Below are 21,491 nucleotides of genomic sequence, written 5' to 3' on the forward strand. Positions count from 1 at the left end.
GTGTGACTAATTTGTTGACATTTCAGGGTTCTACCCCAATGCGTCATTCACTTGGTCGTTGAACTCCGCCAGGCTCACGGCATCCCCAATCTCACGGGGCAGGGCATCGCGTACCGAAAAAACACCGAGGATTTTGTTCGCCGGAGTGACGATGGGCAGGTGGCGGAAACCCCGCTCGATCATGATGAGCACGGCCTCGGAGACTTTGGTGTGGGGCTCCACACAGTGCGGGTTGGGCGTCATCACCTCGGATGTCAGGGTGGTCTGGGGGTTGAGGGCCTTGGCCAGGACGCGCGTCATCAGGTCGCGCTCGGTCAGGATGCCCAGCAACACGCCAGCGCTGTCCAGGATCAGCACGCTGCCGCAATTGGCGCGGGTCATCACACAGGCGGCCTCCCAGACGCTGGCCTGGGGCCCCAGGCTGACGACATGGCGCTGGGAGAGGGACTGGAAAACGGTGCGTTCGGCCATGGGGTGCTCCTTGTGCAGCGGCTCAGCGCAGGGACGCGTTGATCTTTTCCAGGGCCCGTGGGCCGGGGCACAACTGCGCGGCACCCAAGGCGTTGAGCGGCGTGTCGCTGGTGTTGAGCGACAGGTGCAGGTCGGTGGCCACCGGGTCCAGGTACAACAGGCCTGTGACGACTTCGCCGCGCGCATGGTGGGCATTCATGTAGCTGAGCGCGGCATAGCGGTCGGTGGGGTCGTAGCCCTCATGGAGCTTGCGCAGGCGCAGCACACTGCCGTCGTGCTGCTGCACATCGATGGTTTCGCCGGGCGCGTACTGGGCGGTGATCTCACTGTGTTGCGGCATGAAGTCGATGCGGCTCACCGCCTCGTTGTGCTGGCGCACATAGTCGTAGCTCTTGGTGCTGCCTGCGTGGTTGTTGAAGGTCACACAGGGGCTGATCACATCGATGAACGCCGCGCCGCCGTGACCTATGGCGCCTTTGATGAGCGGCACCAGTTGTTCCTTGTCGCCGGAGAAGCTGCGCGCCACGTAGGTGGCGCCCAGTTGCAGCGCCAGACCCACCAGATCCACCGGGCTGTCGTTGTTGATGACGCCCTTCTTGCTGCGCGATCCTCGGTCGGCCGTGGCGGAAAACTGGCCTTTGGTGAGGCCATACACGCCATTGTTTTCGACGATGTAGGCCATGTTCACGCCGCGCCGCATGGCATTGGCAAACTGCCCCAGGCCGATGGAGGCCGAATCGCCGTCGCCCGACACGCCCAGGTAGAGCAGGTCGCGGTTGGCCAGGTTGGCGCCCGTCAGCACCGAGGGCATGCGTCCGTGCACGGTGTTGAAGCCGTGCGAGGCGCCAAGGAAGTAGTCCGGCGTCTTGGAGCTGCAGCCGATGCCCGAGAGCTTGGCCACGCGGTGCGGCTCGATGTCGAGCTCCCAGCAGGCCTGGATGATGGCGGCCGAAATGGAGTCGTGCCCGCAGCCCGCGCACAGCGTGGAGATGCGGCCTTCGTAGTCGCGCCGTGTGTAGCCGACCTTGTTCTTGGTCAGCGTGGGGTGGTGCAGCCGGGGTTTGGCCAGGTAGGTCATGCGGCCTCCTTGAGCGATGCCTGGGCGCCCTGCAGATGCTTCTGGATGGCCTGGGCAATGAAACGCGCGGTGATGGGTGTGCCGTCGTAGTGCAGCACCTTGATGAGGCGTGCCGGGATCACCTGCAGCTCGTTGACCAGCAGGGCGTGCATCTGGGCATCGCGGTTCTGTTCCACCACGAACACCTGTTCATGGGCAGCGATGAACTGGTCCACCACCTCGGGGAAGGGGAAGGCGCGCAGGCGCATGGCGTCCAGATGGACCCCTTCAGCCTCCAGCACGTCCAGTGCCTCCTGCATGGCCGGACTGGTGGAGCCGAAATAGATCACGCCCAGGGCCGTGGGCCGCGCCGCAGGGCGCAGCACCGGCTGGGGCACCAGGTCCGCTGCCGTGCAGAATTTGCGCAGCAGGCGCTCCATGTTGTAGATGTAATCCGGCCCGCGCTCGGAGTAGCGGGCATAGGGGTCGCGCGTGGTGCCGCGTGTGAAGAAGCTGCCCTTGGTGGGGTGGGTGCCAGGGTAGGTGCGCCAGGGAATGCCGTCCCCGTCCACGTCCTTGTAGCGGCCGAAATCCTTGCCGGCTTCCAGCTCTTCGGCGGTCATGACCTTGCCACGGTCGTATTGGCGCGCATCGTCCCAGGCGAAGGGCTTGCACAGGCGCTGGTTCATGCCGATGTCGAGATCGGTCATCACGAAAATGGGTGTCTGCAGCCGGTCCGCCAGGTCCAGCGCGGCGGCAGCGTGCTCGAAGCACTCGTGCGGGTCCTCCGGCAACAGCAGCACATGCTTGGTGTCGCCGTGCGAGGCGTAGGCGCAGGCGAGCAGGTCGGACTGCTGCGTGCGCGTGGGCATGCCGGTGGACGGTCCCCCGCGCTGCACGTTGATGATGGTGACCGGAATCTCGGCGAAGTAGGCCAGGCCGATGAACTCCGTCATCAGCGAAATGCCCGGCCCCGAAGTGGCCGTGAAGGCACGTGCGCCGTTCCACCCCGCACCCACCACCATGCCAATGGAAGCCAGCTCGTCCTCCGCCTGCACGATGGCATATTTGCTGCGGCCGGTATCGGGGTCCACGCGGAACTTGTCGCAGTATTTCTGGAAGGCCTCGGGCACCGAGGAGGACGGCGTGATCGGGTACCAGGCCGCCACGGTGGCGCCGCCGTACACGCAGCCCAGCGCAGCGGCGCTGTTGCCGTCGGTGAAGATGCGGTCGCCCACTTGGTCGGCGCGCTGCACGCGGATGCCCAGCGGCGCCTGCAGGTGCTCGCGGGCGTAGTCGCGCCCCAGGTGCAGGGCACGCACGTTGGAGTCGAGCAGCATTTCCTTGCCCCGGTACTGTTCGGCAAAGAGCTTTTCGAAGACTTCGGCCTCCACGTCGAGCAAGACCGACAGCGCGCCCACGTAGATGATGTTCTTGAACAGCTGGCGCTGGCGGGGGTCGGAGTAGGTGTTGTTGCTAATCTCGGTCAGCGGCATGCCGATGACTTCGATGTCCTGGCGGAACTTTGCGGCAGGGATGGGGCGCGTGCTGTCATAGAACAGGTAGCCGCCCGGCGTGATCTCGGCCACGTCGGCGTCCCAGGTCTGCGGGTTCATGGCCACCATCATGTCCACGCCGCCGCGCCGCCCCAGATAGCCTTTTTCGCACACGCGGGCTTCGTACCAGGTGGGCATGCCCTGGATGTTGCTGGGAAAGATGTTGCGCGGGCTCACCGGCACCCCCATGCGCAGGATGGCCTTGGCGAACAGTTCGTTGGCCGAGGCCGAGCCCGAGCCGTTGACGTTGGCGAACTTGATGACAAAGTCGTTGATGGCTTCGATGCGCTTCATGCGGCCTCCGGCATGCGTGGGGTGGCGCGGGTGTCCCGGCACAACGGCCCGGCCTGCGTGGTGTCGAGCCGGAACTTCTGCATGTCCCAGGCGCCGGTGGGGCAGCGCTCGGCGCACAGGCCGCAGTGCAGGCAGACGTCCTCGTCCTTGACCATCACGCGCCCGGTCTTTAGGGGTGCCGACACCAACAGGTCTTGCGCCAGATTGCGCGCCGGGGCCTTGAGGCGGCCGCGCAGGTCGGTCTCCTCACCGTTGCTGGTGAAGGTGATGCAGTCCATCGGGCAGATGTCGGCGCAGGCATCGCATTCGATACAGGTGGCGCGGTTGAACACGGTCTGCACGTCGCAGTTCAGGCAGCGGCTGGCCTCCTTGAAGGCGGTGGCCGCATCGAAGCCGAGCTCGACTTCGACGCGGATGCTGGCCAGTGCCACCTCGGCCTGTGCCCAGGGCACCTTGAAGCGGGCATCGTTGGAGACATCGTTGTCATAGCTCCATTCATGGATGCCCATCTTGGTGGAGCGCAGCAGGGTGCGTGGCGCAGGGCGCTGGCGCACATCCTCGCCGTGCAGGAAGCGGTCGATCGAGACCGCCGCCTCATGCCCCTGGGCCACGGCGGTGATGATGTTCTTGGGGCCGTAGGCCGCATCGCCGCCGAAGAACACCTGTGGCAGCGTGGACTGGAACGTGCCTTCGGTCAGTTGCGGCAGGCCCCAGCGGTCGAAGGCGATGCCCAGGTCGGGCTCGATCCAGGGAAAGGCGTTTTCCTGGCCCACGGCGATCAGCACCACGTCGCAGGGCACCAGCACATCGGGTTCGCCGGTGGGCAACAAGTGGCGACGCCCTTGTGCGTCGTATTCGGCGCGTACGACCTCGAAGGTCATGCCCGTGAGCTTGCCGTTGTTGTGCTCGAAGGTCTTGGGCAGGTGGAAGTTCAGGATCGGGATGCCCTCATGCAGGGCATCCTCTTTTTCCCAGGGCGAGGCCTTCATCTCGTCAAAGCCGCTGCGCACGATGACCTTGACGTTGGTGCCGCCCAGGCGCCGTGCCGAGCGGCAGCAGTCCACGGCGGTGTTGCCACCGCCAAGCACGATGACGCGCGGCGCAATCTGCGAAACATGCCCGAAGGACACCGATGCCAGCCAGTCGATGCCGATGTGGATGTTGTCCTGGATCTCGCGCCGCCCAGGAATGTCCAGGTCGCGCCCGCGCGGCGCGCCGCTGCCCACGAACACGGCGTCGTAGCCTTGTGCCAGCAGTGAACGCAGGGAATCCACGCGCTGGCCGCTGCGAAAGTGCACCCCCATGTCGAGGATGTAGCCGGTTTCCTCGTCGATCACCGACTCGGGCAGGCGAAAGCGCGGGATCTGACTGCGGATGAAGCCGCCCGCCTGGGTCTCGCCATCGAACACCGTGATCTCGTAGCCCAGCGGCGCCAGGTCGCGTGCCACGGTCAGGGATGACGGCCCGGCGCCCACGCAGGCCACGCGCTTGCCGTTGGGCGGCGCGATGGCAGGCATGCGCAGTTTCACGCCGGACTTGTGGTCTGCCGCCACGCGTTTGAGGCGGCAGATAGCCACGGGCTCGGGGTGCGCGCCATTGCTTTCTTCCACCCGGCCGCGCCGGCAGGCGGGTTCGCAGGGCCGATCGCAGGTGCGGCCCAGCACGCCGGGGAACACGTTGGAAACCCAGTTGACCATGTAGGCATCGTCGTAGCGGCCCTGGCCGATCAGGCGGATGTATTCGGGTACGGGGGTGTGGGCAGGACAGGCCCACTGGCAATCGACAACTTTGTGGAAGTAGTCTGGAGGGTCCGTGTGGGTAGGCTGCAAGGCGAGCTCCTGTCCTCGGGCCTGCAGCCACGATGGTGCAGGATGCCAAAGTCTAGGCGTGTGGGCAGGGCGGTGGCTCTCGGGTAAATCCCTGGGTTCGGCGTGCGCAGGGCGGGGTCTTTGATGCGGATCAGTGAAACGGTGCATGGACCCGGCATGCTGGGGCGAATCACCAACGCGTTCCCGCCAGGCACCGTGGATACATTTTTGCCATTGTTGTCCGACACGGTGCGCGCGTATCATGTTTTCGATGCAAGCGTGGGCGTCGAATGCCCGCAGGGAGGATCGTTCCATGTCGCATCAACGCCGGGCTCGTGGGTTGGATGGCGTCTGCCTGGGCGTCGTGAGGGGGGTGTTGGTCAGCCTTTGCCTGTGTTGGGTGCTGGCGCCTGCCTGGGGTGCAGACAAGCTGCGCATCGGGGTGTACCAGAACAGTCCCAAGGTCGCCTTCACTGACGGGAAGGCCGAAGGCATTTTTGTGGATCTCTTGCAAGGCATAGCGCGGCAAGAGGGCTGGGAGTTGGAGTTTGTGCCCGGAACCTGGGCCGAAGGCCTGCAGCGTCTGGAGCGGGGCGAGATTGACCTCATGCCCGATGTGGCTCGCAATCCGGAGCGTGAAGGGCGCTACGCCTTCCATGATGAGCCGGTGCTGTCGAGCTGGAACCAGGTCTATACACGCAAGGACAGTCCGATCCGCTCCATTCTGGATATGCAGGGTCAGCGGGTGGCCGTGCTGGGCGGTTCCGTACAGGAGCGCCAGCTGGACGACATGGCACGCAGCTTCAGCCTGCAGGTGCAATGGGTGGTTCGGCCCGATTACGACGCCGCCTTTGGCGCCGTGGCCAAGGGGCAGGCCGATGCGGTGGTGACCAACCGTTTCTATGGGGTGCGCAACGCCCCGCGCTATGGCCTGCAGGACACGGCCATCATCTTCAGTCCCTCACAGTTGTTCTTTGCGGCGCCGCGCAACGGTGACCCCGCATTGCTGCAGACCCTGGATCGCCATCTGCGGGCGCTCAAACAGGATTCTGACTCGCTCTATTTCCGCTCCTTGCGGCGTTGGGCCGTGGATGAGGTGCGCACTGCCACCCCGTCCTGGCTGCTGCCTGTGGGCTCGGCTGCTGGTGCCCTGCTCTTGGCCAGCGTGGTGGGTCTGTGGGTATTGCGCAGGCAGGTGGCTGTCCGCACGGCGCAGCTGCGCAAGAACAACGGGGAGATTCAGGCGCTGGCCACGGAGAACGCCCGTCTGTACGAAGAGGCGCATGCCCACGCCAAGGGGCTGGAGGTGCGCGTGCAGGAGCGCACGGCCGAATTGGCCGCATTGGGGTCGTTCCTGCAGGCCATCATCGATCACATTCCAAATCCCATTTTCTACAAGGGGCCAGACCTGCGTTTTCGCGGATGCAACAAGGCCTACGAAGAGGCGTTTGGCGTCCTGCGTGCGTCGTTTGTGGGCAAGACCGTGCTGGAGCTGGACTACCTGCCCTTGTCCGATCGGCATGCCTACCAGGTTGAAGACGCGCGCGTTCTGGCCGAAAGCAGCCGCATTGCGCGCGAGGCCGCCATGCCTTTTGTGGACGGGCAGGTGCACCAGACCTTGTACGCCGTCAGTGGATTTCAGGACGCGGAGGGTCAGCCCCTGGGCCTGGTGGGAGTGATCGTGGACATCACCCCGATCCGGGAGGCGCAGGCAGCGCTCAAGGCTGCGCACGATGAGCAGGCGGCCATCTTCGAAGCCGTCCATTCGGGCATCGTGCTGTTGCAGGATCGGGTGGTGCGCCGCTGCAATGGCAAACTGGAGCAGATGCTGGGTTACAGCGCTGGCGAGTTGCTGGGCACGACACCGCAGGCTTGGTACACCTCCGAAGAGGCCTACCAGCAGGCGGGGGACATCATCTACTCGCTGGCGGGGCAGGGTGCGACGCACCAGCGCGAGGAACAGATGCGTCGCAAGGATGGAAGTCTGTTCTGGAGTCGCATCTATGTCCGCGCGCTCGATCCCTCCGATCTCTCGCGTGGCTTGGTGGGTGTGATGGAGGACGTGACGGCCGAGCGTGCCGCCAAGGAGGCGATGCGCCAGGCCAAGGAGGCGGCCGAGGCGGCAGACCGTATCAAGTCGGCCTTCCTGGCCACCATGAGCCATGAACTGCGCACGCCGCTCAACTCCATCATCGGGTTCACCGGCATCATTCTCCAGGGTCTGGCGGGCCCGTTGACGGCAGAGCAAAGCAAACAATTGGGCATGGTGCGCGACAGCTCACGTCACCTGCTGGCGCTCATCAACGACGTGCTCGACATTTCCAAGATCGAGGCGGGTGAGCTCAAGGTTTCGCGTGAGCCCTTCGATCTGGTGCAGTCGGTCCGCAAGGTGCTGGACATCGTGCGTCCGCTGGCCGACAAAAAACACCTGCAACTGCGGGTGGAGGTGCCCCAGGGATTGGATCGCATGCTCAGCGACGCGCGGCGGGTGGAGCAGGTAATGCTGAACTTGCTGAGCAATGCCATAAAGTTCACTGAGACCGGTCATGTGGCATTGCGCGTGTCGTGCTTTGACGAACCCTCGGCAAAGGATGGCGACGTACGCACTATGGTGCGCCTGGATATCAGCGACACCGGCATGGGCATTAGGGAGGAAGACATCGCGCGCTTGTTTGTACCCTTCCACCAGATTGACTCCGCGCTGTCACGCAAGCACGATGGGACCGGGTTGGGCCTGGCCATCTGCCGTCGTCTGGCCGACCTGATGGGTGGGCGTGTCGAGGTGGCCAGCACCTGGGGTCAGGGCAGTACCTTCACCATCGTGCTGCCCTTGCAAGCGCCTGAGCAGGGGGAAACCGCATGAACCGCCGCATTTTGATGATCGAGGACAACGCGCAAAACCGCTACCTCGCGGGTTTTCTTCTGGAAGCCAGTGGTTGGGAAATGGTTCATGCCGAAGATGGACCCAGCGGGCTGGCGTTGGCGCGTACGGTCGATCCGGTGCTGATCCTGCTGGACATCCAGCTCCCCGGCATGGACGGCTATGCGGTGGCCCAGGCATTGCGCGCGGATCCGCGCAGCGCTGCAGTACCCATCGTTGCGGTCACCTCTTACGCCATGGCTGGTGACCGTGAGCGCTGTCTGGCGTCCGGTTGCGACGGCTATATCGAGAAGCCCATTGACCCGCAGACGTTTGTGGCGTTGGTCGAGCGCTTCGTGCCGGAGGCCCGGTGATGCGTGCCCTGGTGGTGGACGACCGCGAAGAGAACCGCTACTTGCTGTGCCAATTGCTGCGCGGCCATGGCTATGCGGTGCAAGAAGCTGACCAGGGCGCCCAGGCCCTGGAGCTGGCGCGCGCGCAGCCCCCCGACCTCGTGGTCAGCGACCTGCTGATGCCCGTCATGGACGGCTACACCTTGCTGCGAAACTGGAAGGCGGACGACACCTTGTGCCGTATTCCTTTCATCGTCTATACCGCTACCTACACCGAACCCAAGGACGAACAACTGGCCCTCGACATGGGTGCCGATGCCTTCATCGTCAAACCCGCCGAGCCGGATGTTTTCATGCAGCGTGTGCAGGCGGTGATGGATGCGGCGTGGAAGCGCCAGTTGGCGCCGCGTGCCTCCACGTTGCCCGAGTCGGACATGCTCAGCATGTACAACGCCGTGCTGGTGCGCAAGCTGGAGCAGCGCAGCCTGGAGCTGGAGCAACGCCTGTCTGAGCTGAACCTTGCGCACCAGCGCATCGTGCGGCTCAATCGCCTGTATGCCGCGCTGAGTGAAACCAACCAAGCCATCGTACATACCAGCGACCGCAACACGCTGTTCAACCAGCTGTGCCGCATTGCCGTGGAGCGCGGTGGCTTGCGCATGGCATGGGTGGGGGTCGTGCACGACGAAACTGGTGAGGTGACGCCGGTGGCACGATGCGGCGAGGAACCGGCGTGGTTTGCACGTATGGCGCCGCTGGGTATGCGCGGACCATCACGCACGCTGGTGGAATGGTCGCTGGCGCGAGGGGAACCGTATCTCTGCAATGACTTGCAGGCTGATCCGGTGCTGGCGCCCTTGCGCGAAGACTACCTGCGCCACGGTTTTGCCGCAGGCGCATGCTATCCGTTGCGCATTGATGGGCGCGTCGTCGGAAGTCTGACGCTGTACGCCGCCGAGAGGGGGTTTTTCGATGACGAGCTGCGCAATCTGGTTCAGGAGATGGTCACGGATGTGTGCTTTGCCCTGACCAACTTAGAGAAGGAGGCGCGTCGCAGATCCGCCGAGGAAGCGAACCGGCTCAGCAGCAGTGCTGTGCAGGCCTCGGCCAACGGCATCATGCTGCTGGCACGGAAGTCCGATGCGCTGGTGCTGGAGTATGTGAACCCCGCCTTTGAGCGCATCACAGGCTACAGTGCTGCGGATGTGCTGGGGCGCGACCCAGAGTTTCTGCTGAAGGGCGACGAGGGCCAGCCCGGTATGCGTGAGGTGGCTGCCGCGATCCGGGATCGCGGCGAAGCGCAGGTTGAGTTGAGCAACCAGCGCAAGGATGGCACCCTGTTCTGGTGCGATCTGTCTCTGGCCCCGGTGCCCGATGACGCAGGACAGGTCACGCATTTCGTGGGCATCATCAACGACATCACCGATCGCAAGCGCTACGAGGAGCAGCTCGAGCGCCAGAACAATCTGGACGAACTCACTGGCCTGGCCAATCGCAACCGGCTCAAGGAGCGCACAGATCTGGCCGTCGCGCTGGCGCACAAGCAGCGTGGCAATGTGGCCTTGTTGTACCTGGATCTGGACAACTTCAAGCGCATCAACGACAGCCTGGGCCATGCCAGCGGCGATGCCCTTCTGCGTGCCGTGGCCGGGCGCATTGCCGCGCAACTGCGCGATTGCGACACGGCAGCGCGCGTGGGGGGCGATGATTTCGTCATCGTGCTGCCCGACTTGGCCGACGCACAGCAGGCCGCTATGGTGGCTCACCGCATCTTGCAAGACATTGCACAGCCGCTGCAACTGCAGGAGCACGAGCTGACGCTCTCGGCCAGCATCGGTCTCAGCCTGTTTCCGCAGGACGGTGCCAACTACGACACCTTGCTGCGCAACGCCGACGCGGCCATGTACCGCGCCAAGGAGTCGGGGCGCAACACCCTGTGCTTTTACACCGCTGACCTCAATACCCAGGCACTGCAGAAGCTGGAACTCGAAGCCCGCCTGCGCCGTGCGCTGGAGCGAGGCGAGCTGCGCCTGCACTACCAGCCGCTGATGCATCTGACCACCCAGGCAGTCAACGATGTGGAGGCGCTGGTGCGCTGGCAGACGCAGGACGGCAAGCTGGTGTCGCCGGCCGAGTTCATCCCATTGGCCGAAGAAACGGGGCTTATTGTTCCCATTGGGCAGTGGGTGCTGGAGAACGCCTGCCAGCAGGTGCGCCAGTGGCAGGCCCAAGGGCTGGAACTGCGCGTGGCGGTCAACCTGTCGGCGCGCCAGTTCCAGGACGAGGGATTGGTCGATAGCGTGCGCCAGGCGCTGCGCCAGGCAGGCCTGGGGGGGCGCCAGCTCAAACTGGAAATCACGGAGAGCGTGGTCATGCACAACGCCGAGCGGGCAAGCCAAACCCTGGCAGAGCTCAAGGCGCTGGGCGTGGGTGTGGCGGTGGATGACTTCGGCACCGGGTATTCCTCACTGGCCTACCTGCGGCGCTTTCCGATCGACCAGCTCAAGATCGACCGCTCGTTTGTACAGGACGCGACGGTGCACCCTGACAGTGCAGCCATCGTGCACAGCATCATCGGGCTGGCGCGCAACCTTCGCATGCAGACGGTGGCCGAAGGGGTGGAAACGGAGGAGCAGCGCGCGTTTTTGCAGGCTGCCGGTTGTGATCTGATGCAGGGCTACCTGTTCAGCAGGCCCTTGCCCGCGCAGGAGCTTTACGGCAAGCTCATGCAGCCCCGGCAGGGCTTGTGAGCGCTGCGCATCCTGCGCACGCCAGCTGCTCGCTCACCCACGCCTGCGTCAGACGGTGCGCTTGATCCAGGTGTTGCTGGGCCTGGAGACTCAGGCCTTCGCCCAGGCCAAAGGCTGCGCCTTCGATGGCCAGCATCCATGCCGGTGGAGCGGTGCCCTGTAGCGCCAGCGCCAGGCCCAGCAGGGTGCGTGCGTCCAGCGCGTGGCTGGCAGGCGCCGGGCGCTCTGGACAGGGCTGCAGGCTGGACAGCTGCGCGCCCTGCACCACGCCGGGCCGCGCGGCATCGACCAGCAGCACGGCGCTGCGGCCCAGCAGGTCCAGTGTGTGCTCCACCTGGAGCTGAAAATCGCACAGCAATTCCACCTGGCCGCCCGCGTCCCATCCGTCGGCTTGCAGGCGCTCCAGCAGCATGGGGCCGAGGGCGTCGTCCCCCCGGCTGGGGTTGCCTACCGCCAGGACGAGCAGCGGTGCGCTCATGTGCGGCTGTCTTTGCGTTCGATGCGTCCATCGCCATGGCGCAGCACGCTGTCGCGCACCTGGCCTGCAGCGTCCACCAGCTGCACCTGCAGCGGCATGCTGCCCAGGGCATGCGTGGCGCAGCTCAGGCAGGGGTCGTAGGCACGCACGGCCACTTCCATGCGGTTGAGCAGGCCCTCGGTGATGCTGTGCCCATCGAAATATTCCTGAGCCACCGCGCGCACCGAGGCGTTCATGGCATGGTTGTTGTGCGTGGTGCTGACGATCAGGTTGCACCAGCGGATCAGGTCGTCGTCACCGATCTCGTAATGGTGAATCAGCGTTCCGCGTGGCGCTTCGATCACGCCCACACCGGAGCGGTGTGTGGGCCTTTCGGCGGGCAGTGGAGCGGTGAGCGGGCCGCCCAGCAAAGCCTCGTCCTGCAGCAGCTCGGCGATCACCTCCATGGCGTGCAGCATCTCGATCATGCGTGCCCAGTGGTAGGCCAGCGTGCCCTGCACCGGCCCGTGTGCGACAAAGCGCTGGCGCTGTGCCTCGGCGCGCGGGCTGGGGATGTGGCTGCAGTTGTTCACCCGCGCCAGCGGACCCACGCGGTACCAGCCGGCCTCGCGCCCTTGGGCGCGCAGGTAGGGGAACTTCATGTAGGTCCAGGGCTCGACGGCTTCTTCGATCAGATCCAGGTAGTTGTGCACCGGCACGCCATCGTGCAGCAGCGTGCCCTGGGCGTCGCGCACGCGCAGGGGGCCGTCGTACAGCTCCATTGCGCCTCCTGGCCCCACCAACGACATCCAGCCCGAATGGATGGCACCAAAGTGCCCGTACAGCCCGGGCGCTTGGGCGTGCAACGTGGCCGCCAGCTCCACGGAACGCTCGCACCAATCCAGCATCTGCGGCACCTGTGCGGTCAGTGCATCGCGCTCCTCGCGCGTGGGTTGGCGGTTCACGCCACCAGGCACCGAACCGGTGCCGTGCACGCGCTTGCCGCTGGTCACGCGGATCACCTCCTGGCCAAATTTGCGCAACAACACGCCCTGGCGCGCAATGTCGGGGTGCGCTGCGGCCACGCCCAGGATGTTGCGCTGCGTGGCCTCGCTGTCAAATCCCAGCAGCAGGTCGGGCGAGGACAGGTGGAAGAAATGCAGCGCATGGGACTGCATGACCTGCCCGTAGTGCATGAGCCGACGCACCACCTCGGCCGTGCGCGGAAGGCTGTGGATGCCCAGGGCCTGGTCCAGCGCCTTGCTGGCGGCCAGATGGTGCGACACGGGGCAGATGCCGCACAGACGCTGCACCATCACCGGCACTTCCCAGTACGGGCGCCCCACGATGAACGCCTCGAAGCCGCGGAACTCCACGATGTGCAGTCGTGCCTGCTCCACACGGCCTTGGGCGTCCAGCAGCAGCGTGATCTTGCCGTGCCCTTCCACGCGCGAAACGGGATCGATCACCACGCGGCGCGGTGCAGTGCTGGGGGTAGTTGGGGTGGTGGTGGACATCAGTCGTAGCGGATCAATGCGGGGTCGGCCTGCGGTATGTGGCCTTGCACCACGGCGTGCAGGAAATCCCAGATCACCTCGGCGCTGGGTGGGCAGCCGGGCAGAAAGTGATCGATGTGCACCACTTCGTGCAGCGGGTGCACGCGTGCCAGCGGCAGGGGCAGCTCGGGGTCGTTGGGAATGGCGCTGCCGGGCGCCAGGCCGGGGCGGTTGTTTGCGTACACCTCGGTCATCAGCGTGCCCACGTCCAACCCGTTGCGCAGCGCAGGCAGGCCGCCGTTGATGGCGCAGGCCCCCACGGCCACCAGCAGCGTGCACTGGGCGCGGAAGGCGCGCAGCACTTCCACGTTTTCGGTGTTGCACAGGCCGCCTTCGATCAGCCCGACGTCGCAGGGGCCGCAGCGTTTGATGTCGGTGAGCGGGGAGCGGTCCAGCTGCACCTGGCCCGCCAGGGTGAACAGGCGCTCGTCGATGTCCAGCAGCGACATGTGGCAGCCAAAGCACCCGGCCAGCGACACGGTGGCCACGCGCAGCGGGCGGCCCGCAGGGGATGGGGAGGGCTCAGGTGGGACCATGGTCGGCGTCCTGGGGCAAGGGCGGTGGCGGTGTGGTGTCGCAGTGGCGCTGGCCAATGGGGATGGCAAAGCCGCGCCGCTTGGGCAGCAGCGCGCCCACCGGGCAGATGTGGGCAGCGTGGTCGTCTGCCTGCAGCGCACTGGCACCCAGGCGGCCATCGGGGGCGTTGACCAGCAGTTGCGTGTGCGCGCCGTAGCCGCCGATGGCGAACACGTCCTTGCCATCAAGCTCGCGGCTGGCCCGTAGGCACAGTTTGCACAGGATGCAGCGGTTGTGGTCCAGCCACAGGTCGGGGTGGCTGGCGTCCACCGGACGCTGGGGCATCAGCAGTTCGTGGCGCATGTCGGCCATGCCCAGGGCGTAGGCGGTGGATTGCAGCTCGCAGTTGCCGCTTTTCTCGCAGCCGGGGCAGTAGTGGTTGCCCTCGACAAACAGCATTTGCGTGAGCTGGCGGCGCAGGGCGGTGAGTTCGGGCGTGTGGTTGTGCACCTCCAGCCCCTCGCTGGCGCGCGTGGTGCAGGCGGCGGTCATGCGCCCATCGACCTGCACCGTGCACAGGCGGCAGGCGCCGCTGGGCGCCAGTTGCGGGTGCCAGCACAGGTGTGGCACTTGGTGGCCTGCGCGGGTGGCGGCGGCCATGAGCGTGTCACCGTCCTCGAAAGGCACGGGGGCTCCGTCCAGGAAAAACTGCTTCATTCCAGCGTATCCAAATGGGCTTGTGCGTCGTTGCGGCCAGTGGCGCGGCGTGCGGGGGCGAGTTCGGCGTCCAGGTCGAAACCGGGCACCAGGTGGGCCTGCGGGCTGCGCGCGGCAAAGGCGGGGCCAAAGCGCTGCAGTGTGTCGCGCAGCGCATGGGTGGCCGTGGCGCCCAGGCCGCAGTGGGTGGTGCCGTGCATCAACTGCTCCAACGCATGCAGCTCGTGCAGGTCCCAGGGGGAACCGTGGCCCAGGGCGAGCTTGTCCATGCGGCGCAGCACCAACTGCGTGCCCACGCGGCAGGGGGTGCAAAAGCCGCAGCTCTCGTGGGCAAAAAACTGGGCAAAGTGGTGCGCCACCTCGAACATGTCGCGCTGTGCGCCAAACACCATGAAGGCGCCCGCCGTCGGTACATCCTCAAAGCCCAATCGGCGCTTGAATTCTGGTGCGGCCAGGCAGATGCCCGAGGGGCCGCCCACCTGCACGGCCTGCGGCTCGTGTGCCCCGCAGTCGTGCAGCACCTGTGCCACGCTCACGCCCAGCGGGTATTCGTACACGCCGGGCCGGGCGCAGTCGCCGCTCACCGAGTGGAGCTTGGTGCCCGTGCTCTGGGTGGTGCCACGGCCCTTCCACCAGGCGCTGCCCTGCAGGGCGATGTGTGCAGCGGCGCAAAAGGTCTCCACGTTGTTGACGCAGGTGGGCTGGCCAAGGTAGCCCTGTTCCACCGGAAATGGCGGACGGATGCGCGGGGTGCCGCGCTTGCCTTCGAGCGACTCGATCAGCGCGCTTTCCTCGCCACACACGTAGGCGCCGGCCCCGACATGGATGTCGATGTCGAAGTCAAAGTCCTCGATGCCCAGGATGCGCGGACCCAGCAGGCCATGTTTGCGGCGGCGCGCCAGCACGGCCCGCAGCGAAGGCAGCAGGTAGCGGTATTCGCCGCGCAGGTACAGAAACCCCGTACGCGCTCCCAGCACGCGGGCGGCCACGGTCATGCCTTCAAACACGGTATCGGCCTGGCGGCTGAGCAGTACGCGGTCCTTGAAGGTGCCGGGCTCGCCCTCGTCGGCGTTGCACACCACCACGCGGGTGTGGCCGGGGGCGAGCGGTGCATCGCGGCAGGCCTGCCATTTGCGCGCCGTGGGAAAGCCCGCACCGCCCCGCCCGCGCAGGTTGGATGCGGCCAGCTCGTCCAGTGTGGCCTGCGCTCCGCGTCCACGCACGGCACGCAGGGCGCCGCCCTCCAGCGCCGGGCTGCCCAGCAGCACGTCGGCTCGGCGGACATGGTCTTCCACCTGCATCCACTCTGCTGGCCAGGCGCTGGGGGGCTCCTGCGCCAGGATGCGCTGGGCGAGTTCCTGCACGCGGGTTCCGTCCATGCGGGTGAGTACCTGCTGCTGGTTCAGCAGCAATGCGGGGCCCTGGTCGCCCAGGCCGGTGCATGAGGTATAGCCCACGCTGGCCAAGGCACCGGTCGCGGCGGCAGCACCGGCCTGCACACCCAGGGCCTTGCACAGTTGCTCGGCCAGGGAGCGGCTGCCCAGCATGCGGTCGGTGGTGTTGTCGCTCCACAGCAGGTGGTAGCGGCCCACGGGCTGCAAATGGAAGAAGCGGTAAAAGCTGGCCACCCCGCGCACGGTGGCGCTGCCCAGGCCCACGCCCTGGGCCACCTGCTCCAGCACGGGTGCGGGCAGCCAGTGTGTGTGTTCCTGCACTTCGCGCAGGATCTGCACCAGCCGGTGGGCCTGGCCTGCGTGTCTGTGCAGCACCTGGGCCACGGTGTCTTGCTGCGATGGTTCCATAGCGGCCTTTGCGTGGGAAAGAGGGGCGTGCCCTCATGCCTGCGGACAGCGAGCGGGGCGGTGCCTGTGCGAATGCTGTGACTGGAACCGCCTGTCCAAGCCAGTGTAGCGCCAGGAAACGTGCTGCGCGCGGAACCAAGTGGTGGGGGCTTCAGGGCCAAAGGCGCCGCTGTCGCGCAGTGGCGCACGCTGCCGTGAGTCAGCCCGCATAATGGACATCCCGAGCAAACGTGGAACTTGCGAAACGGCGCCGCGTTTTCTGCTAACCGACCCTGCTGAGATGTTTTCCCGACTGCAGAACTCCCCCATTGGCCAGCGCATGATGCTGGCGCTGGCATTGCCGATTGCGGGTTTTCTGATGTTGGCCCTGTGGGGGGTGATGGACCAGCAGCGCGTGGCGGATGACATGCGCCATTTGCATGCCATGACGCATCTGGCCACCAAGGTCAGCGGACTGGTGCACGAAATCCAGCGCGAGCGCGGCCTGTCGGCGGCGTTTCTGGGGTCGAAAGGCCTGGACTTTGGCGCAATGCAGGCGCAGCGCCATGCCGCTACCGATGCGCAGGCAGAGCTGTTTTCTCAGGCACTTGCGCAGCTTCCCACGGAAAGGTTTGCACCGCGCCTGAAAAAACGCATTGCCGAAGTCCGGGATGATCTGGCCAACCTGTCGGCCTGGCGTCTGGAGGCCACGCAGCTTCAGGTGGCGACGGAAGTGCAGTCCGCACGCTACAGCGCGTTGATCGATGCCCTGCTTGGCATCGTGCGCGAAATGCATCTGATGGGCAACGGTGCGGAACTGTCGCGTGCCATTTACGCATATGTCAATTTAATGCAGGCCAAGGAAATGGCGGGCATGGAGCGGGCCTTGGGGGCCACTTATTTCTCGGCGCCTCGAGAGGACGCAAGTGCTCGGCAGGTGTTTGTCGGATTGACGGAGCGGCAGTCCCATTTTCTGGAGCAGTTCCGTTTCTATGCTGACCGCGAGCAGACGGAGTTCCTGGAGCAGGCGCTGTCCAACGACAATCTGGCAGAAATAGAGCAGATGCGGGCCGGGGTATTTCTGGGTACATCGGGAAAGGCGTCACGCTCCACCAGAATCGTGGCCCGCTGGATCGATCTGGCCTCCTGGAAGATTGACCAGATGAAGCGGGTGGAAGACCGCGTTTCGCAGGATCTGCTGGACGCCACCCTCAGCGCCCAAAGGGGTGCGGAAAAAGTCGTCTTGTGGAGCGGCGGCGCAGCCTTGGTGGCGATGGCGCTGACCCTGTTGATCGCCGGAGCCCTGGCGCGCGGCATCATCCACCCGATACGGCGTATCACTGCCGCCATGAACCGCTTGGCGGCGCCGGATGCACGCGTGGATGCCGTGCAGGTGACGGACCAGGAGCGAGGTGACGAGATTGGCGATATGGCGCGCGCTTCGGTCGTCTTCCGTGACAACCTGATCCGGATTGCGCAAACCGAAGAGCGCTTGAAACACGCTGTCATTCAACGCCTGCACCACAAGGCGCTGGGGGCTATTTCGCAGGGCGTTCTGATCGTCGATGCGCAAGACAAGACCACGTTTGTCAATGCGGCCATGTGCGCCATCACGGGGTACCTGGAGGCCGATGTTCTTGGCCGTCCGCCCGGTTTTCTGTGGACTGACCTCCAGGGCCGCAACACGCTGTGGGACAGCGCCGGTGCGCCCTGCACGTTGCAGGGCAAGCGCAGCGACGGCCAACTGTTCTGGTACGAAGCCACGGTCAACCCGGTGGCAGGCAGCCAGGGCGAAGCGACGCACCGCGTGGTGGTGCTGCGCGACATCACCGAGAGCCGCCGTATCGAGCAGGAAATGCGGATCGCCGCCACGGCCTTTGAATCGCTGCACGGCATGATCGTGACCGATGCACACGGCATCATTCTTCGGGTGAATCGTGCGTTCACCCGGATGACGGGCTACATGCCCGAAGAGGTGATCGGGCGTACGCCGGCCATGTTCAAGTCCGGCCATCACGATGACGACTTCTATGTCGGCATGTGGCAGTCGCTGGCCGACAGGGGCGCGTGGTTCGGCGAAATCTGGGACCGGCGCAAGAATGGCGAGGTGTACCCTCTGCTGCAGAGCATTTCCGCTGTGCGCGGCGACGATGGGCAGGTCACACACTATGTGGCGGCGTTCTCGGACATCAGCGAGCGCAAGGAGGCCGAGGAAAAGATCCGCCATCTCGCGTTCTATGACCCGCTCACCCGCCTGCCCAACCGGCGACTGTTGCTCGACCGCCTGCAGCAGGCCATGGTGCTGGGTGAGCGCACGGGCAACCACGGGGCGCTGCTGTTCATTGATCTGGATGAGTTCAAGTCGCTCAACGACACCCTGGGCCACGATGTGGGCGACCTGCTGCTGATGGAGGTGGCCCGTCGGCTCCAGGAAGCCATCCGGGCCAGCGATACGGCCGCCCGACTGGGAGGCGACGAGTTCGTGGTCATGCTCGAAGAGCTGTCGGCCGACGCAAGCGAGGCCGCCGAGCAGGCGCGTCGTGTGGGTGAAAAGGTGCTCGTCACACTCAACCAGCCCTACCATCTGGCGGGCCATGAGTTGCGCAGCACGCCCAGCATCGGGTTGACGCTGTTCGAAGGGCGGAAGGCGACCATCGATGAACTGATGCGCCAGGCCGATCTGGCGATGTACCAGTCCAAATCGGCGGGACGCAACGCGCTGCACTTCTTCGATCCGCAGATGCAGGCGGCCGTATTCCAGCGTGTGCAGCTCGACAATGATTTGCGCAGCAGCCTGGAGCAGGGCGATTTTCGCCTGCACTACCAGCCGCAGGTCGATATCCACGGCAAGGTGGTCGGTGCGGAGGCCCTGCTGCGCTGGCATCACCCACGGCGGGGCATGGTGCTTCCGGGCGAATTCATTGCCCTGGCCGAGGAAACGGGATTCATCCTGCCCTTGGGGCAATGGGTGCTGGAAACGGCATGCCAGCAATTGGTCGAATGGTCCGAAGACGAGACCACGGCAGCGTGGACCTTGTCGGTCAATGTCAGCGCCCGCCAGTTCCATGAGCCCGAGTTTGTCGAGTCGGTTCTGAAGCGTCTGCGTACCACTGGGGCCCAGCCCTCGCGCCTGCGGCTGGAGCTGACGGAAAGCCTGATGCTTCGGGACGTCGAGGAGGTGATCGCCAAGATGGAGCAGCTCAAGGCACATGGCATCGGTTTTGCGCTGGACGACTTTGGCACCGGCTATTCCTCGCTGACCTACCTGCGAAGGCTGCCTTTGGACTCGCTCAAGATCGACCGATCCTTTGTGCGCGATATCCTGACCGACCCGAACGTTGCGGCGATTGCCCGCAGCATTGTTGTCCTGGCCCGTGATCTGGGTCTGACCGTGGTGGCCGAAGGGGTGGAGCAGACGGGGCAGTTCGAATTCCTGGTCGGGCAGGGCTGTGGCGGCTACCAGGGCTACCTGTTCGGCCGACCCGTGCCCGCCCAGGAATTGCGGGCGTCTGCATCGTCTTGATCCTGCCTCCACAGGCGCAGGCCTTATCCTTGGGGGCTGCCTATGAACCAACTCCAAATTTTTCTGCCCTGCGCCGCTGGCGTCGAGGGCTTTCTGGCCGATGAGGCCCACCGTACCACCGGCCTGGCGGGTGAGGACCTGCTCACCGGGCGCGGTGGCGTGCTGCTGCGCGCCTCCTGGCGCGATGCGCTGCTGCTCAACCTGCATAGCCGCCTTGCGCAGCGCGTGCTGGTACAACTGGCGCACCGGCCCTATCGCAGCGAAAACGACCTTTACGAACTGGCCAGCAGCGTGGCCTGGGAAATCTGGTTCACCCCACGCCAGAGCTTCAAGGTCGAAGTCACAGCCCAGCACAGCCCGCTCAAGAGCCTGAACTTCGCCGCCCTGCGCGTGAAGGATGCCGTGGCCGACCGCTTCCGCGCCAAAAGCGGTGTGCGTCCCGACGTCAACACCCAGTGGCCTGATGTGCGCATCCACCTGCATCTGACGACCGATGAGGCCACGGTCTATATCGATACCTCGGGCGAGCCGCTGTTCAAGCGCGGCTGGCGCGAGGACAAGGGCGACGCACCGCTCAAGGAAACGCTGGCCGCTGCCATGATCGCCGCCAGCGGTTGGGACCCGCATGGCCAGGCCCCCGTGCCGCTGTACGACCCCTGCTGCGGCAGCGGCACCGTGGTCATCGAGGCGGCGCAGATGGCCTGCCGCATTGCGCCCGGCCTGCGTCGGCGTTTTGCCTTTGAAAAGCTCCTGCCCTACCAGGCCCATGTCTGGAATGCTATAAAAAACGAAGCTACTGACGCAATGCAGGCAAGCCCTGTCGGCATATTTGGCAGTGATGTTTCGCACCGCATGGTCGATTTCGCCCAGCGCAACGCCGAGCGCGCTGGTGTGGCGCAGGCCGTGCAACTGCGGGGTGGCGACGCGCTGCAGCGCATGCCGCCGTGCGAGACACCGGGCGTGATGCTGCTGAACCCGCCCTACGGCGAGCGCATTGCCGCCGCCGGTACCGCGGGGCAGAACGCCACGCAGCGCGCATCGCTGCGCGCCCAAGGGGCCGCACAGGGGCGTGAAACCGCGCACACCGACGATGGTGGCGAGTTCTTCAGCCAGTTGGCGGCGCACTGGAAGAAGCACTACCCCGGCTGGTCCGCCTGGATGCTCACGCCCGACCTCAAGCTGCCCGGCAAGATGCGTCTGAAGGAGTCGCGCCGCGTACCGCTGTGGAACGGCCCCATCGAATGCCGCCTGTTCCGCTTCGACATGGTGCGCGGTGCAGTGCGCGCGCGGCCCCAGGGCAGTGCGCCGGAGTCCGCCGATGGTGGCACCTGAGCCCGGCGCGGCGGCAGCACGCGCGCTGGTGCTGGACACCAACATCGTGCTCGACCTGCTGGTCTTCGCCGATGCCGCCGTGCAACCCCTCAAGCCCCTGCTGGCCAGCGGCGCCCTGCGCTGGATCGCCGCGCCCGCCATGCGCGTGGAGCTGGAGCGCGTGCTGGGCTATCCCCAGATTGCGCCGCGCCTGGACTACTACGGCCTCAGCGCCGCGCAGGTGCTGCAAGCGTTTGACGCGCAGACCCATACCGTAGCGCCCGCACCGCGCGCCAGCGCCGTGTGCAAGGACCCGGACGACCAGCAGTTCATCGACCTGGCCGTGCAGTACCGCGCGATCCTGCTGAGCAAGGATCAGGCGGTACTGCGCCTGCGCAAGCGGCTCATGGCGCACGGGGTGGAGGTGTCTTCGTTATGCCTAACTATTGAGAGTTCGAACATATGATGCTCTTGGGCGCTT

Annotated in this window: 15 protein-coding genes; 6 read left to right on the forward strand and 9 right to left on the reverse strand. The window is 65.6% G+C overall.

The features are described from left to right. Nucleotides 1-30 precede the first annotated feature (30 nt). Genes GWK50_RS01335 through GWK50_RS01350 form a run of 4 tightly spaced genes read right to left on the reverse strand, consistent with a single transcriptional unit; the run spans nt 31 to nt 5,207 of the window. Nucleotides 31-471, reverse strand: coding sequence for a CBS domain-containing protein (locus GWK50_RS01335; protein ID WP_162014935.1), 441 nt, complete (start codon nt 469-471; stop codon nt 31-33). A gap of 22 nt (nt 472-493) precedes the next feature. Further along, nucleotides 494-1,549: a 2-oxoacid:ferredoxin oxidoreductase subunit beta gene (locus tag GWK50_RS01340; RefSeq protein ID WP_162014936.1), complete on the reverse strand. Its 1,056-nt coding sequence runs from the start codon at nt 1,547-1,549 to the stop codon at nt 494-496. Further along, nucleotides 1,546-3,378: a 2-oxoacid:acceptor oxidoreductase subunit alpha gene (locus GWK50_RS01345; protein ID WP_162014937.1), complete on the reverse strand. Its 1,833-nt coding sequence runs from the start codon at nt 3,376-3,378 to the stop codon at nt 1,546-1,548. The genes GWK50_RS01340 and GWK50_RS01345 overlap by 4 nt, the downstream gene beginning before the upstream one ends. Beyond that, nucleotides 3,375-5,207, reverse strand: coding sequence for an FAD-dependent oxidoreductase (locus tag GWK50_RS01350; RefSeq protein ID WP_162014938.1), 1,833 nt, complete (start codon nt 5,205-5,207; stop codon nt 3,375-3,377). Before GWK50_RS01350 ends, GWK50_RS01345 begins: the two co-directional genes overlap by 4 nt. A gap of 292 nt (nt 5,208-5,499) precedes the next feature. Here GWK50_RS01350 and GWK50_RS01355 point away from each other — a divergent pair, with 292 nt between their 5' ends. From GWK50_RS01355 to GWK50_RS01365, 3 genes are read left to right on the forward strand one after another with little or no spacing between them, the layout of a single operon-like run. Continuing rightward, a complete protein-coding gene (locus GWK50_RS01355) occupies nt 5,500-8,049 on the forward strand; it encodes a transporter substrate-binding domain-containing protein (RefSeq protein ID WP_162014939.1) in 2,550 nt (849 codons plus the stop codon). Then, nucleotides 8,046-8,420, forward strand: a complete 375-nt coding sequence (locus GWK50_RS01360) for a response regulator (protein WP_162014940.1) — start codon at nt 8,046-8,048, stop codon at nt 8,418-8,420. The genes GWK50_RS01355 and GWK50_RS01360 overlap by 4 nt, the downstream gene beginning before the upstream one ends. Then, entirely contained in the window at nt 8,420-11,149 is a 2,730-nt protein-coding gene (locus tag GWK50_RS01365) for an EAL domain-containing protein (RefSeq protein ID WP_162014941.1), read from the forward strand. The genes GWK50_RS01360 and GWK50_RS01365 overlap by 1 nt, the downstream gene beginning before the upstream one ends. On the opposite strand, the gene GWK50_RS01370 is transcribed toward GWK50_RS01365, so the two are convergent. From GWK50_RS01370 to GWK50_RS01390, 5 genes are read right to left on the reverse strand one after another with little or no spacing between them, the layout of a single operon-like run. After that, on the reverse strand, nt 11,124-11,627 hold the full coding sequence (locus GWK50_RS01370; RefSeq protein WP_162014942.1) for a hydrogenase maturation protease: 504 nt from the start codon (nt 11,625-11,627) through the stop codon (nt 11,124-11,126). The genes GWK50_RS01365 and GWK50_RS01370 overlap by 26 nt on opposite strands. Continuing rightward, nucleotides 11,624-13,123 (reverse strand): Ni/Fe hydrogenase subunit alpha, encoded by a 1,500-nt coding sequence (locus GWK50_RS01375; protein WP_162014943.1) that lies wholly within the window; start codon nt 13,121-13,123, stop codon nt 11,624-11,626. Before GWK50_RS01375 ends, GWK50_RS01370 begins: the two co-directional genes overlap by 4 nt. Further along, a complete protein-coding gene (locus tag GWK50_RS01380) occupies nt 13,123-13,698 on the reverse strand; it encodes an NADP oxidoreductase (RefSeq protein ID WP_162014944.1) in 576 nt (191 codons plus the stop codon). Before GWK50_RS01380 ends, GWK50_RS01375 begins: the two co-directional genes overlap by 1 nt. After that, nucleotides 13,685-14,395, reverse strand: a complete 711-nt coding sequence (locus tag GWK50_RS01385) for a 2Fe-2S iron-sulfur cluster-binding protein (protein WP_162014945.1) — start codon at nt 14,393-14,395, stop codon at nt 13,685-13,687. The genes GWK50_RS01380 and GWK50_RS01385 overlap by 14 nt, the downstream gene beginning before the upstream one ends. Then, on the reverse strand, nt 14,392-16,197 hold the full coding sequence (locus GWK50_RS01390) for an NAD(P)H-dependent oxidoreductase subunit E (protein WP_162014946.1): 1,806 nt from the start codon (nt 16,195-16,197) through the stop codon (nt 14,392-14,394). Before GWK50_RS01390 ends, GWK50_RS01385 begins: the two co-directional genes overlap by 4 nt. A 280-nt stretch (nt 16,198-16,477) precedes the next feature. On the opposite strand from GWK50_RS01390, the gene GWK50_RS01395 reads away from it, so the two are divergent. The 3 genes from GWK50_RS01395 to GWK50_RS01405 are packed head-to-tail and all read left to right on the forward strand — an operon-like array spanning nt 16,478 to nt 21,476. Continuing rightward, nucleotides 16,478-19,699, forward strand: a complete 3,222-nt coding sequence (locus GWK50_RS01395) for an EAL domain-containing protein (RefSeq protein WP_162014947.1) — start codon at nt 16,478-16,480, stop codon at nt 19,697-19,699. Between the two features lie 42 nt (nt 19,700-19,741). After that, nucleotides 19,742-21,031 (forward strand): THUMP domain-containing protein, encoded by a 1,290-nt coding sequence (locus GWK50_RS01400; RefSeq protein WP_162014948.1) that lies wholly within the window; start codon nt 19,742-19,744, stop codon nt 21,029-21,031. Next, nucleotides 21,018-21,476 carry a putative toxin-antitoxin system toxin component, PIN family gene (locus tag GWK50_RS01405; protein WP_162014949.1) on the forward strand — a complete coding sequence of 153 codons (459 nt, stop codon included), beginning with the start codon at nt 21,018-21,020 and terminating at the stop codon, nt 21,474-21,476. The genes GWK50_RS01400 and GWK50_RS01405 overlap by 14 nt, the downstream gene beginning before the upstream one ends. Nucleotides 21,477-21,491 lie beyond the last annotated feature (15 nt).

It is taken from the genome of Acidovorax sp. 210-6, assembly GCF_010020825.1.
GTDB classification, from domain to species: Bacteria; Pseudomonadota; Gammaproteobacteria; order Burkholderiales; family Burkholderiaceae_C; genus Simplicispira; species Simplicispira sedimenti.

What these genes read in the sequence shown, in the direction of transcription:
- GWK50_RS01405 (WP_162014949.1), top strand. Translation starts at nt 21,018, where the DNA reads ATGGTGGCACCTGAGCCCGGCGCGGCGGCAGCACGCGCGCTGGTGCTG.
- GWK50_RS01365 (WP_162014941.1), top strand. Translation starts at nt 8,420, where the DNA reads ATGCGTGCCCTGGTGGTGGACGACCGCGAAGAGAACCGCTACTTGCTG.
- GWK50_RS01335 (WP_162014935.1), bottom strand. Translation starts at nt 471, where the DNA reads ATGGCCGAACGCACCGTTTTCCAGTCCCTCTCCCAGCGCCATGTCGTC.
- GWK50_RS01380 (WP_162014944.1), bottom strand. Translation starts at nt 13,698, where the DNA reads ATGGTCCCACCTGAGCCCTCCCCATCCCCTGCGGGCCGCCCGCTGCGC.
- GWK50_RS01375 (WP_162014943.1), bottom strand. Translation starts at nt 13,123, where the DNA reads ATGTCCACCACCACCCCAACTACCCCCAGCACTGCACCGCGCCGCGTG.
- GWK50_RS01340 (WP_162014936.1), bottom strand. Translation starts at nt 1,549, where the DNA reads ATGACCTACCTGGCCAAACCCCGGCTGCACCACCCCACGCTGACCAAG.
- GWK50_RS01400 (WP_162014948.1), top strand. Translation starts at nt 19,742, where the DNA reads ATGAACCAACTCCAAATTTTTCTGCCCTGCGCCGCTGGCGTCGAGGGC.
- GWK50_RS01390 (WP_162014946.1), bottom strand. Translation starts at nt 16,197, where the DNA reads ATGGAACCATCGCAGCAAGACACCGTGGCCCAGGTGCTGCACAGACAC.
- GWK50_RS01345 (WP_162014937.1), bottom strand. Translation starts at nt 3,378, where the DNA reads ATGAAGCGCATCGAAGCCATCAACGACTTTGTCATCAAGTTCGCCAAC.
- GWK50_RS01370 (WP_162014942.1), bottom strand. Translation starts at nt 11,627, where the DNA reads ATGAGCGCACCGCTGCTCGTCCTGGCGGTAGGCAACCCCAGCCGGGGG.
- GWK50_RS01395 (WP_162014947.1), top strand. Translation starts at nt 16,478, where the DNA reads ATGTTTTCCCGACTGCAGAACTCCCCCATTGGCCAGCGCATGATGCTG.
- GWK50_RS01360 (WP_162014940.1), top strand. Translation starts at nt 8,046, where the DNA reads ATGAACCGCCGCATTTTGATGATCGAGGACAACGCGCAAAACCGCTAC.
- GWK50_RS01355 (WP_162014939.1), top strand. Translation starts at nt 5,500, where the DNA reads ATGTCGCATCAACGCCGGGCTCGTGGGTTGGATGGCGTCTGCCTGGGC.
- GWK50_RS01385 (WP_162014945.1), bottom strand. Translation starts at nt 14,395, where the DNA reads ATGAAGCAGTTTTTCCTGGACGGAGCCCCCGTGCCTTTCGAGGACGGT.